This window comes from Streptomyces sp. JK94, assembly GCF_053613315.1.
Map to the genome: position 1 here is coordinate 75,769 of NZ_JBSICH010000019.1, position 12,500 is coordinate 88,268.

Consider the following 12,500-nt stretch of genomic DNA (forward strand, 5'->3'; position numbering starts at 1 on the left):
TGTGCGACAGTCGTAGCGGTTCTTCCGCCAGCCTCGGTTCCGCCCAGGTCGTACCGTCTGCACATCGGAGTGCGTCATGTCGTCCCCTCTCTTCGCGGACCGTCCAGCCGCCCGGCCACCGGGACGCGGCTCGGTCGAGGCCCTGATAGCGCAGACGCGGCGGCTCAGGGGCGACATGGACGCGGTACGGCGGGACAGCCGGGACGACGGGACGGACCCTCGCGGACGCTGGCAGCGCGCTCTGTACGACCTGGCGCTGCACGAGCTCAGCGATTTGGACGCGCACTTGGCGCAGTTGCGGGACGGTCCGGTGCCCTCCCCCCGGCCCGGGTCCCTGCTCAGCCGGGTCGGCAGTGCCGAGTGGAACCTGCTGACGGACGAGGTCGAGTGGTCCGCGGAGCTGTTCCGTATCTTCGGCCGTGACCCGGCGGCAGCCGTCCCGCTCAGCCTCGACGAACTCCCGTCCCTGGTGGTCGCCGAGGACCGGCCGAAACTGACCTCGATGGTCACCGGCTGTCTGGTCGACGGCAGACCCATCGACGGTGAATTCCGCATCGTGCGTCCCGAGGGCACCGTACGCACCGTGCACATGAGGGGCGAGCCCGTGCTCGACGCCGACGGCAGCACCGCGTCCATGTGGGCGGTACTGCGGGACGTCAGCGAACTGCGCCGCAGCCAGCGGGCGGTGAGCGAGACCCGTGACTCGCTCCGGTACCGCCCGCTGCCCGCGGACGGTGGGCGGCCCCCCGCGGTCGAACCGCGGGCGGCCGCCCTGCCGCCGTGGCACGGCCTCCTGCGGTTCCCGCGCCGGGGGAGGCCCGGTCTGGAGCTGGCCGCCGGGTACCTGCCCTCGACCGCGCACGCGCCCCGGTGCGGCTGCTGGTACGACGCGTGCCCGCTCGCCGACGACGACACCCTGCTCAGCGTCGGCGAGCTGGCCGGCCCGGACGCCGGCGTGACGCAGGCACCGGCGATGGTGATCAGTGCCCTGCGCGGTCTGTCGATGGCGGACACGCACCCCGCGCACCTGCCCGACCGACTCGACCGGTTACTCGAGTCCGGCGCCCTGCCACCCGTGCGCGACGCCCTGTTCTGCGGGTACCGTCCCGCCACCCGCACCCTGGCATGGGCGCACTCCGGGTGCCCCGTCCCCCTGCTGTTCCGCGAGGGGACGGGACGAACGCCCGCCGGACGGCACGAGGTGCCCCTCCAGGCCGGTGACCTGCTGGTCCTGCACAGCGGCGGTCTCCCACCGGCGACCGAGCAGCGGCTCCTCGCCCTGGCTCCCAGGCTCACCGAGGCGCGTTCGGCACAGGACGGCGCACGGATCGTGACGCGGGTACTCGACGAAGCCGACGCCTCCGGCCGCCGGGGCGACGCCTGCGTGCTGGTCGCCCGCGTGACGGCGTAGGAACACCGGACGGCGCGCGGACGCGTCACAGGCTACGCCGGTACGGTGTGGCCGCCCCTCCCCCCGCTCCTGGACGGCTTGCCCCGGGGCAGCGCCAGTTCGATCTCCTCCCGCAGCTCTTGGATCTTCGGATAGCCGGCGTACTGCGCGGTCAGCCGGTACATCTGGCGCAGTCGGTCCCAGGTGCGCTGGGAGGAGTTGCTTCCCATCGACACCAGGGCCAGCCGCGCGTACCGGTCCGCCTGTTCGGGGTCGTCGGCGATGAAACAGGCGGAGGCCATCGACAGGTAGTCGAAGATCTTCGACCGCTGCCGGCCGTCGACCCTGAGGGCCAGGGCCTTCTCGGCGTAGTGCTGCGCGTGCGCGGCGGCCCTCGGCTCGAACTCGGCGAGCGTCCGGTACGCCAGGGCCTGCATGCCGTACAGGTCCTCCTCCTTGAACGTCTGCATCCAGTCCGGCGGCGGCACGTCCGCCTTGTCGGAGACGAAGAGGTCCTCGGCCCGCCCCAGGGTGCGGCGCATCGCCTGGCCCTTGCCCATCGAGGCCTGGGCCCACGCCTCGATGGTGCAGAGCATGGCCCGGGTACGCGGCAGCACCTCGTCGCCGGAACCGGACTCGGCGAGCTTCATCAGGTCGAGCGCGTCGTCGGGCCGGCCCAGGTGGACCATCTGACGGGCCGCCCGGGAGAGCGCCTCGCCGGCCCGGGGCCGGTCGCCGCCCTCGCGCGCGGCATGGGCGGCCATGACGAAGTACTTCTGGGCCGTCGGTTCCAGGCCGACGTCGTGCGACATCCAGCCCGCGAGGACCGCGAGGTTGGCGGCGACGCCCCACAGGCGGCGCTGGAGGTGGGGTGGGTGGTGGTAGGCGAGCATGCCGCCCACCTCGTTGAGCTGGCCCACCACGGCCTTGCGCTGGAGCCCGCCGCCCCGGGCGGCGTCCCAGGCGCGGAACACCTCGACCGAGCGCTCCAGTTCCTCCACTTCCTCCGACCCGATGGGGGCGGCCTCGTACCGGTCGAACCCGGCGGGGTCGGCGTACAGGGGTTGACGGGGATCGGGAGCGTCGGCAGCCAGGGCCGGGTCGGTGTGCAGCCAGTCGTGCATGGCGCTGCTGAGTGCGGAGCCCGCGGCGAGCGCGGCGCCCGCGCCCACCAAGCCGCGTCGGTTGAGCATGAGGTCCATTCCCGTGAATTCGGTGAGGACCGCCGCAGTCCGCTCGGGCGCCCACGGCACTCCGTCGGGATGCTCATCGCTCCCGCCGCCCTGCCGTTTCCCCGCACGCCCGTGCCGGACCAGACCGAGGTCCTCGATGGTCACGACACGGCCGAGACGCTCGGTGAACAGAACCGCCAGCACCCGCGGCACCGGATCGCGCGGGATCTCTCCCATGTCGATCCACCGCCGCACCCGCGAGGTGTCGGTCGCCAGGTGGGGGTGGCCCATGGCCGCCGCCTGCCGGTTGACCAGCCTCGCCAGTTCGCCCTTGGACCAGCCGGCCAGGCCGAACAGGTCCGACAGGCGGGTGTTGGGTTCCTTGCTCACGTCAAGCCCCCAGGTTCTCGGCTGAGTTGACAGTAGCCCCGTGCCGGTTGCCGGGCGACTATTCGCCACCGTTCGCCAGGCTGCGCCAGATGGTGTGCCAGGGGCGGGCGGGTGTCAGGTAGGAATGCGCCACCCCGACCAGGTTGCCGTGGGACCACTCCCCAGGGTGGTCCTCCGCGGCCGGCCGGGCGGCGCGAAGGCTTTCAGGAGGCGGCCCGTCCGGACGGATCGGTCGGGCACCGCTCTCCAGACAGGCACAGCAGGCACACGAAGGGATCTGTCTCGCCCATGTACGCAGCATCGTCCTCCGTGTCCGCCCCGCAGCGTTCTCTGCACCCCCGACCGGTGGCGGGCGGCGGTCCCTACCTCGCCCCCGCTCGTCCGGCGGCCCCGGTGCTCGGGGCGGGCAGGGCGCGGCGCGGCGCGGGCTCCGGCACGCAGCCGCTCAGCGGGAGAATCGACCTGTCCGGTCCCCAAGGGGCCCAACTGCGCACGGCCCTCGCCTCCGTGCACCGCATCTGTCCCGAGTTCGCCCCGGTGCAGGTGCTGCGCCGCAGCGGGCGCTCCGTGCTGCTGATCGGCACGACCGGGCGCAGCACGGCGGTCGCCAAGTGCCTGCTGGACCACTCCCCCGCGTGGGCGGAGCGCATCCGGCACGAGATAGGGGCATACCGTTCGTTCGTCCGGCACCGCCCCCCGGTGCGGGTGCCGAGGCTGATCGCAGCGGACCCGGACAACTGCACGCTGGTCATCGAACGCATGCCGGGACGGGTGGCGGCGCTGCACCGGCATCCGCTCGAGACCCCGCCGCGGACGGACATCAGGGCGACGCTCGGCGCGATCTGCCGGCTCAACGCCTGGCGGCCGCCGGCCGGTACCTTCGACGCCCCGCTGGACTACGCGGCCCGGATCTCCCGCTACCACGAGCTGGGGCTGCTCACCGACCGGGACCTGGGCGACCTGCAGAAGCTGCTGCACGGCATCGCGCACGCGGGCGGACGCCAGGGCACGGGCCAGTTCTGCCACGGCGACGCCCTGCTGTCCAACGTCCTGATGTCACCGACCGGTCCGGTGCTGGTGGACTGGGAGCACGCGGGCTGGTACCTGCCCGGTTACGACCTGGCGACCCTGTGGGCCGTCCTCGGTGACGCCCCGGCGGTCCGCCGCCAGATCAGCCAGATCGCCCAGTCGGGGGGGACGGCGACGCGCGACGCGTTTCTGGTGAACCTGATGCTCGTGCTGACCCGGGAGATCCGTACGTACGAGACGGCGGTGCAGCGCTCCCTGCAGGACACGGTCCCGGCACCGGCGACACCGGCCCACCCCGGCGCCGCGCCGTCCGGCGAGGAGCAGCGCCTGCTGCTGCGCCGGCTGCACGACGACTGCCAGATGGCCCGGCGGGCCGTGCGGGCGGCGGTCGGCACGCGCTGACGGGTGGAGAACGATCCGCGGTGAGCCCTTGGAGGGGCGCACCGCGGATTCCGTGTGCCGCGGTACGTGCGGTGGCCGTGGGTGTACGCCCACTGACGCCTCCCGGGCCTGTGACCCGCCGCCGCGCAATCCGCTCGCCCCCCCGACGACGTGAACGCGCCCTTGAGCAGGGGGCTTCGGCCTGGGCACCGCCCCGACGGCGGGGGCGGCGAACGGCCTGTCCTCCCGGGTCTCCCCGGGCCGGCGGTACGCGGTGGCCGACCGGTGGGCCGACGTCACGCTCGCGGCCGTGCGGCAACCGCCCGGCTCAGCCCTGCTGGAAGAGCTCCGCCGGGAGCGGCTTCAGCAGGGTGTACAGGTCGTCGGTGATGGGGCGGTCCCAGGCGGCGATGGTCACCAGGACACCGTCGCTGCGGTCGAACTGGACACAGGAGATCCGGCTCTCGGAGAGCTTGAGGCGGCGCACGATGAGCAGGTTGTCGCCCTGCATCACCGGTACGTCCTCGGCCCCGACGACCGTCACCTCCTCGTCGTTCTCCAGGGCCAGCAGCAGCTGGGCGACCTCGAACGGGATCTCGCCCTCGGGGACCTCACGGGCCGGGGAGCCCGTCGGCAGGTTGCCGATGATCATCGCCGGGCCGCGTCCGCCGAACAGGTCGTAGCGCAGGAAGACCCCCTGGCAGCTGCCGTCCGGCGCGGGCAGCAGGCCGGCGCCCAGGTTCCCGGGCCAGTCGCCCGGGTCCATGGCCAGTACGTCGAAGTCGGGCCCGGCGGGCGTGGCGCTGCGGCGGCGGAGGAACGACATGCCGCCATGGTACGTGGCCGCGCCCCCCGTACGGCGTGCGGGCGGAGCCCGGACGGGCCACGCGCTCCGGCCGTGCCGCGCGCCCGCCCCGCCTCACTCCCGCGGCGGAGCCGGTGGTACCACCGCGACCGGGGCGGCCGCGTGCAGCAGGACGGCGTGGGCGACGGAGCCCATCATGCGCGCGGGGGCCAGCAGGCGCCGGCGGTGGCGGCCGACGACGACCAGGCCGGCGTCCCGGGAGGCGGCGACGAGGTGCCCGGCGGCGTCGCCGGGCACGGCACAGGTCTCGGCCCGGACGCCGGGGTGACGCTCCCGGTGGGGGGCGAGGAGGCCGTCGGCCAGGACCCGGGTCTCGCTCTCGAGGGACACCTCGTCGATCACCGGGGGCATGATCTGGCCCGCCGCGGCCCAGGTCTGCACGGGCCACGGGTAGGCGGCGACCACCTGGAGGCCGGCGCCGCGCAGCCCGGCCTCGGCGAAGGCGAGGGAGAGCGTGGCGTCGTCGGGGCTGTCCACGTGCAGGCCCACGACCACCCGGGGGCCTGCTCCGGCGGGCGGCTCGCCGTGGACCTCGCGCCCGGGAGGGGGCACCACGGCGACGGGGCACTGGGCGTCGCGGGCGCAGGCCACGCCGTTGGAGCCGAGCAGCAGACCGGCGAAGCCGCCCCGGCCCCGGGAACCGAGCACCAGCAGCTGCGCGTCCGCGCCCAGCTCCGGCAGCACGGCACCCGGCACGCCCTCCATGCCGACGTACTCCGTCGCCACCGCGTAGGCCCGGCCCCGGAGGTGCGCGCGGGCCTGGTCGAGCACCGGGTCCTCGCCGGTGTCCGGTGGACCGGCGATCAGGACGTCGGTCTGTGCCCAGGCGGCGTACTGGCGCACGTGCACCACCCGCAGGGGTGCCTCACGCCGGTGGGCGGCGTCGAAGGCCCAGTCCAGGGCGCGCAGGCTGTCGTCCGAACCGTCGACCGCCGCGATGACCGGCAGGGTGGTGCTCATGGGTTCCTCACCTCCGGATACGACCGTCCCCCTCGTGGCGTCAGCCTCGCTCAGGCGTCGGCCGCTGTAGGGCGCTCAGGGTCGCGTGTCCGGAAAAAGGGGCGGAACACCCCCGGATCGGCCGGACGCCCCGGACCGGCTCCCCGGGAGGTGTCTCACGTGAGGTCGAACTCCCCTTCCCGCGCTCCCGACACGAACGCGCCCCATTCCGCGGGAGTGAAGATCAGGGAGGGGCTCTCCGGGCTGCCGCTGTTCCGCATGGCGATGAACCCCTCGACGAAGGCGATCTGGACATCCCCCAGGCCTCGGCTGCTGGACTGCCACTGTGCGTTGCTGAGATCCAGCTCCGGCTTGTCCCAGCCCATGAGCGGGCGCTGTTGGGTGGTGCTCTCGGCCACGTCCGTGCTCCTCCCGGTTTCGTCGTCCGCGGTCAGCCTAGCGATCGGGTCCGACCGCCGACAGGCCACGTGAGGAGGACCTTCCGGAAGCTCGACGCCGGGCCGTGCGCATGTCCCGCACGTCCCGCACGGCAGCGCCGCCCCGGCGACCCTCTGCCCCCGGTCCCTGTCCCGGCCCCTGTCCGGAGCGCAGGGTGACGGGACTCGGTGCCCGTCCGCCGCCGGGCCGCGGCGCTGTGGCCGGATCACGCGCCGGCGAACCGGTCCCGCAGCTCCCGCTTGAGGATCTTCCCGCTGGCGTTGCGCGGCAGCGCGTCCACGAACCTCACCCGTTTGGGTGCCTTGAACGCGGTGAGCCGCTCGCGTGCGTGGGCGATCAGCTCGTCCTCCGTGACCTCGCCGCGCGGGACGACGACCGCCGTCACGGCCTCGATCCACCGTTCGTCGGGCAGGCCGATCACGGCGGCCTCGGCGACGGCCTCGTGGGTGTAGAGGACGTCCTCGACCTGGCGGGAGGCGACCAGCACGCCACCGGAGTTGATGACGTCCTTCACCCGGTCGACGATCGTGAGGTAGCCGTCCGCGTCGCGGACGGCGAGGTCGCCGGAGTGGAACCAGCCGTCACGGAAGGCCGCCTCGGTCTCCTCGGGCTTGTCCCAGTAGCCCTGGCACAACTGCGGTGAGCGGTAGACGACTTCGCCGGGTGTGCCGTCGGGCACGTCCTCGCCGTCCTCGTCGACCACCCGCGCGTCGACGAACAGGACGGGCCGGCCGCACGAGTCCATCCGGCCCTCGTGCTCGTCCGGGCCCAGGACGGTGGCGAGGGGACCGATCTCGCTCTGGCCGAAGCAGTTGTAGAAGGCCAGTTCGGGGAGGTGCCGGCGCAGGCGCTCCAGGACGGGCACGGGCATGATCGACGCCCCGTAGTAGGCCTTGCGCAGGCCGCCGAGGTCGCGGGTGGCGAAGTCGGCACGGTTCGCGAGGCCGATCCACACCGTGGGCGGCGCGAACAGGCTGTCCGCGCGGCCGGCTTCGATCAGGTCGAGGAGCCGGTCGCCGTCGGGCGCGTCGAGGACGATGTTCGTCGCGCCGACCGCGAGGTAGGGCAGCAGGAAGACGTGGAGCTGCGCCGAGTGGTAGAGGGGCAGCGCGTGCACCGGGCGGTCACCCGCACCGAGGTCCAGGGCGGTGATGGCGCTCAGGTACTCGTGCACCAGTGCCCGGTGGGTCATCATCGCGCCCTTGGGCAGTGCGGTGGTGCCCGAGGTGTAGAGCAGCTGCACCAGATCCTCGCCGCCCGGTTCGGGGCCGTCGTACACGGGCGCCGCGGCCAGCCGGGTGAGCAGCGAGTCGTCGGCGTCACGCAGCGGCAGGGTGCGTACGCCGGCGGGGAGGCGGCCGGCGAGAGAGGGGTCGGCGAGGACCAGGGTGCTGCCGGACTGGCCGACGACGTAGGCGAGGTCGTCACCCGTCAGGTTCTGGTTGACCGGGACGTGCACCAGGCCCGCGCGGGCGCAGGCGAGGAAGGCGACCAGGTAGGCGTCGGAGTTGTGCCCGTAGGCGCCGACCCGGTCCCCCGGGGCCAGTCCCCGTTCCAGCAGGACGCTCGCCGCGCGGGAGACGGCGGTGTCGAGTTCCTCGTACGTCCAGGAGCGGTCGCGGTACTCCACCGCGACGCGGGCCGGGGTGCGCCGGGCGCTGCGCCGCAGTACCCCGTCGACCGTGCTGCCGTGTCCGGGCGTCAGCGTCATGCCATGATCCTGGGGCGGTCCGCGGAGCGGGTCAAGACGCGTGCGCACGGGGCCGGCAGCCCGTGGGGCCGTACCACTGACACGCCACGGGCCCAGCGGTGCCGGCCGACCGGTGGCGGAAGGCGTCCTTCTCGCCGCCGGACCCGGTCGGCGCCCCGCGCCCACTGGGCACGGCCCCACCCGCCACCGTCCTCGCCCTCGCCCTCGCCCTCGCCCTCGCCCTCGCCCTCGCCAGCGCGGTATCGGGTCATCGTCCGGTCTCCGCGTCGTCCGGGTGCGCGAACGCCGGGTCCGTGCCGTCCCGCGGCCCGTCCGGCAGGCTTGCCGGGCGGGTCCGGCGGTTCACCGCGGCCCCGCACGCCCCATTGACATGTCCCGTCGCTGACAGGAAAGTTTCACTCCGCACGGCGCTCCGGGAAAGATACTTTCAGCTTCGGCGGCGGGAGGCTCTGCGATGGCCGGACAGGTGACGAACGGATGCACACGGCGTCAACTGGGCGCCGGTGCCCTGGCGCTGGGCGGCGCCCTGGCCATCGCCCCGTTCGCGGCCGGACCCGCCGAGGCCGCCGAGGACGACGGCCGCCGTCCCACCCTGCGGCGCGGCTCCGCCGAGCGCGCCGGACTCCTCCCCGGTCACCTGCGCCGGCTCGTCACCGAAGCCGAGGCGTACCTCGGTCCCTCCCCCCGGCACCCGTGGTACGCGGGCGCCGTCCTGCTCGCCGGGCGGGGCGGCACGGTGGCACTGCACGAGCCGATCGGCATGGCGGTGCGCTACCGGGCCTACGACGAAGCGACCGACACCGGCGTCGAGTTCCCCGCGGCGCAGCAGATCCCCATGGCCGAGGACACGGTGTTCGACCTCGCGTCGATCTCCAAGCTGTTCACCTCGATCCTCGCCGTGCAGCAGCTGGAGCGGGGGGTGCTGGAGCTGGAGGAGCCGGTGGCCGCGTATCTGCCGGACTTCGGGCGCGCCGGCAAGCAGCAGGTGACGGTCCGGCAGCTGCTGACGCACACCTCGGGCTTCCGGGCGTGGATTCCGCTGTACAGCGTGCCGGCCCACGAGGACAGGATCCGGCTCGTGTACGACGAGGCGCCGGTCAGCCCGCCCGGCACCGCGTACCTCTACTCGGACCTGAACATGATCTCCCTGCAGCTGCTGCTGGAGGAGATCACCGGCCGGGCCCTGGACGTCCTGCTGCGCGAGGAGATCACCGCCCCGCTCGGCCTCCACCACACCCGCTACAACCCGCCCGCCTCCTGGAGACCGCGCATCGCCGCCACGGAGGACGCCCGCCTGCCCTGGTCCGGCCTGGAGCGCGGTCTGGTGTGGGGCGAGGTGCACGACGAGAACGCCTTCAGCCTCGGCGGCGTCGCCGGCCACGCGGGGGTGTTCTCCTGCGCCTGGGACCTGGCGGTCCTCGGCCGTACGCTGCTCAACGGCGGCTCCTACGGCCGAGCGCGCGTCCTGCGGCCGGAGTCGGTGGAGCTGATGTTCACCGACTTCAACACCGACTTCCCGGGGGACGAGCACGGCCTCGGCCTCGAGCTGTACCAGCACTGGTACATGGGCGCGATGGCCACTCCGCGTACGGCCGGGCACACCGGCTTCACCGGCACCTCGCTGGTACTCGACCCGACGACCGACTCGTTCCTCGTGGTACTGGGCAACTCGGTCCACCCCGTGCGCAGCTGGCGTTCCGGCTCGGCTCCACGGGTCGCGGCCGGCACGAACCTGGCACGGGCGGTGCCGGTCCGTCCCGCGCACGGGCGTACGGCCTGGTTCTCCGGGACGGCGAACTCCGCGACGGCGACGCTCACGCTGCCCGCGCTGGACACGTCCGCCGGCGCGGCGCGGCTGCGCTGCGCGCTGTGGTGGGACACCGAGCCCGGCTCGGACACCCTCGTCCTGGAGGCGACGACCGACGGTGGCACCACCTGGGAGCCCGTCCCGTTCACCACCACGCGCCGGGGGCAGGCACCGCGGGACCACCCGGCGGGCGCGGCCGCCGGCTGGTCGGGGCGCTCCTGGCACCGGCTGACGGCTGCCCTCCCGCCGGCCCGCGGGCTGACGCTGCGCTGGCGGTACTCGACCGACCAGCTGTACGTGGGCCGCGGGGCGTACGTCGACGGGCTGCGCGCCGAAGCGGCCGACGGCGTCCTGTTCCACGACGCGCGCCCCGCGGACTCGGCGCGGATCGCGGCGGTGGGGTGGACGGCGTCGGCCGACTAGGAGGTCGTGCGCGCCCGGTGCTCCGCTAGCCGTTGAAGACGGCCTTCTGCACGTCGTTGGGTCCGTCGAAGCTGTTCTCCTTCAGACCGTCGAGGCGGCTCACGACCTTGTCGTCGGCCTTGTTCCTGCGGGCGCAGTCGACGAGCGACTCCTTGTCCGCCGGGTAGTCCGCGCCGCTGAGGGCCTTCTGCAGGTCGATGGGGCTGAGGTCCGCCATGGCAGGCTCCTTGTCGAGCTGGTTCACGAGCGCGGAATGTCCGCTATGTCGCAGTACCCGGTCCCCGTCCGCGCATGCGCCCGTCAGCGCGCCTTCCGCTCCAGCACCGCCATCGCCGCGTTGTGCCCCGGCACCCCGCTGACCCCTCCCCCGCGTACGGCGCCCGCCCCGCACAGCAGTACGTTCGCCTGTTCCGTCTCCACGCCCCAGGGGCCGGTGCCCTCCTGCGCGTGGGGCCAGGCCAGCTCGCGGTGGAAGATGTGGCCGCCGGGCAGGCGCAAGTCGCGTTCCAGGTCGAGCGGCGACCGGGCTTCGATGCAGGGCCGCCCGTCGGCGTCGGTCGCCAGGCAGTCCGCGAGAGGCTCGGCCAGGTGGGTGTCGAGCTGGGCCAGGGTCGACCGCAGCAGTTCCCCGCGTACGGCCTCGTTGTCCCGGGCAAAGAGGCGGGCGGGCGTGTGCAGACCGAACAGGGTGAGCGTGTGCATGCCCTTCGCGGCCAGGTCCGGTCCGAGGATCGTGGGGTCGGTCAGCGAGTGGCAGTAGATCTCGGAGGGCGGGGCGGTGGGCGGCTCGCCCGCCTCGGCCCGGGCGTACGCGGTGGCCAGCTGCGCGTAGCCCTCCGCGATGTGGAACGTTCCGGCGAAGGCCTCGCGCGGGTCGGCCTCGGGGTCGCGCAGTGCGGGCAGTCGGGTGAGCAGCATGTTGACCTTGAGCTGGGCTCCCTCGGCGGGCGGCGGGGGTGCCTGGCCCGTGAGCGCCGCCAGTTCGCGTGGGGAGGCGTTCACCAGGACGTGGCGTGCGGCGACGACACCCTCGCCGTCGGCGCAGCGGTAGGTGACCTCGGCCGTGCGCCCGTCCGTGTCGATCCGCACCGCCTCGTGCCCGGTGGCCGTCACGGCCCCCGCCGCGCGCGCCGCGCCGGCCAGGGCGTCGGTGAGAGCGCCCATGCCGCCGACCGGCACGTCCCAGGCACCGGTGCCGCCGCCGATCACGTGGTACAGGAAGCAGCGGTTCTGGCTGAGGGAGGGGGCGTGGGCGTCGGCGAACGTGCCGATCAGTGCGTCGGTGAGGACCACGCCCCGCACCAGGTCGTCCGCGAAGTGCTCCTCGATCGCCACACCGATCGGCTCCTCGAACAGGGCCCGCCAGGCCGCCTCGTCGTCGATCCGGCGCCTCAGCCCGGCCCGGGTGGGCAGCCGCTCGGTGAGAGTCGGGAAGACCCGCCGGGCGACGTGCTCCGTCATGGCGTAGAACCGCCGCCAGGCGGCGTACTCGCGGTCGGAGCCCGTCAGCCGGGCGAACGAGGCCCGGGTCCGCCGCTCGTCCCCGCCGACCAGGAGCCCGGTGGGCCGCCCGTCCCGTTCGACGGGCGTGTACGAGGAGACGGTGCGTGCGCGTACCCGGAAGTCGAGGTCCAGGTCCCGCGCGATCTTCCTGGGCAGCAGGCTGACCAGGTAGGAGTAGCGCGACAGCCGTGCGTCGACCCCGGCGAAGGGCCGCGTGGACACGGCCGCGCCCCCGGTGTGGTCCAGGCGTTCCAGCACGAGCACGGAGCGACCGGCGCGGGCCAGGTAGGCGGCGGCGACCAGGCCGTTGTGACCTCCGCCGACGATGACGGCGTCGTAGGCGCGGGACGCGTGGGCCGGGGTGGGCGAGGTCATGGCGCGCGGGGTGGGCGTCATGGCGCGCGGGGTGGGCGGGGTCATGGCTCTTGGTA

10 protein-coding genes are annotated in these 12,500 nt (G+C 73.9%); 3 read left to right on the forward strand and 7 right to left on the reverse strand.

Going from position 1 to position 12,500, the window contains the following annotated elements; all coding sequences use genetic code 11:
• Positions 1 to 76: 76 nt before the first annotated feature.
• Positions 77 to 1,411 carry a PP2C family protein-serine/threonine phosphatase gene (locus tag ACVV2G_RS18500; protein ID WP_453843820.1) on the forward strand — a complete coding sequence of 445 codons (1,335 nt, stop codon included), beginning with the start codon at positions 77 to 79 and terminating at the stop codon, positions 1,409 to 1,411.
• Between the two features lie 32 nt (positions 1,412 to 1,443).
• Here ACVV2G_RS18500 and ACVV2G_RS18505 read toward each other — a convergent pair whose 3' ends face one another.
• On the reverse strand, positions 1,444 to 2,952 hold the full coding sequence (locus ACVV2G_RS18505; RefSeq protein WP_453843821.1) for a DNA-binding protein NsdB: 1,509 nt from the start codon (positions 2,950 to 2,952) through the stop codon (positions 1,444 to 1,446).
• A gap of 288 nt (positions 2,953 to 3,240) precedes the next feature.
• On the opposite strand from ACVV2G_RS18505, the gene ACVV2G_RS18510 reads away from it, so the two are divergent.
• Positions 3,241 to 4,383 (forward strand): aminoglycoside phosphotransferase family protein, encoded by a 1,143-nt coding sequence (locus ACVV2G_RS18510; protein WP_453843822.1) that lies wholly within the window; start codon positions 3,241 to 3,243, stop codon positions 4,381 to 4,383.
• A 307-nt stretch (positions 4,384 to 4,690) separates the two neighbouring features.
• Here ACVV2G_RS18510 and ACVV2G_RS18515 read toward each other — a convergent pair whose 3' ends face one another.
• The 4 genes from ACVV2G_RS18515 to ACVV2G_RS18530 all read right to left on the reverse strand — a co-directional run bounded on the left by ACVV2G_RS18515 (position 4,691) and on the right by ACVV2G_RS18530 (position 8,336).
• A complete protein-coding gene (locus ACVV2G_RS18515) occupies positions 4,691 to 5,188 on the reverse strand; it encodes a hypothetical protein (RefSeq protein WP_453843823.1) in 498 nt (165 codons plus the stop codon).
• Positions 5,189 to 5,281: 93 nt separating this feature from the next.
• Positions 5,282 to 6,187, reverse strand: a complete 906-nt coding sequence (locus ACVV2G_RS18520; RefSeq protein ID WP_453843824.1) for a universal stress protein — start codon at positions 6,185 to 6,187, stop codon at positions 5,282 to 5,284.
• A 155-nt stretch (positions 6,188 to 6,342) separates the two neighbouring features.
• The gene (locus tag ACVV2G_RS18525) at positions 6,343 to 6,585 is read right to left on the reverse strand and encodes a DUF397 domain-containing protein (RefSeq protein ID WP_121751142.1); all 243 of its coding nucleotides are present in this window, start codon (positions 6,583 to 6,585) and stop codon (positions 6,343 to 6,345) included.
• Positions 6,586 to 6,830: 245 nt separating this feature from the next.
• Entirely contained in the window at positions 6,831 to 8,336 is a 1,506-nt protein-coding gene (locus tag ACVV2G_RS18530; protein ID WP_453843825.1) for an acyl-CoA synthetase, read from the reverse strand.
• A 454-nt stretch (positions 8,337 to 8,790) separates the two neighbouring features.
• Here ACVV2G_RS18530 and ACVV2G_RS18535 point away from each other — a divergent pair, with 454 nt between their 5' ends.
• Entirely contained in the window at positions 8,791 to 10,566 is a 1,776-nt protein-coding gene (locus ACVV2G_RS18535; protein ID WP_453843826.1) for a serine hydrolase domain-containing protein, read from the forward strand.
• 25 nt (positions 10,567 to 10,591) lie between these two features.
• On the opposite strand, the gene ACVV2G_RS18540 is transcribed toward ACVV2G_RS18535, so the two are convergent.
• Both ACVV2G_RS18540 and ACVV2G_RS18545 read right to left on the reverse strand, forming a co-directional pair.
• Complete coding sequence (locus tag ACVV2G_RS18540; protein WP_453843827.1) at positions 10,592 to 10,783, reverse strand: DUF2795 domain-containing protein; 192 nt, start codon at positions 10,781 to 10,783, stop codon at positions 10,592 to 10,594.
• Between the two features lie 83 nt (positions 10,784 to 10,866).
• A complete protein-coding gene (locus ACVV2G_RS18545; RefSeq protein WP_453843960.1) occupies positions 10,867 to 12,444 on the reverse strand; it encodes a phytoene desaturase family protein in 1,578 nt (525 codons plus the stop codon).
• Positions 12,445 to 12,500: the final 56 nt, after the last annotated feature.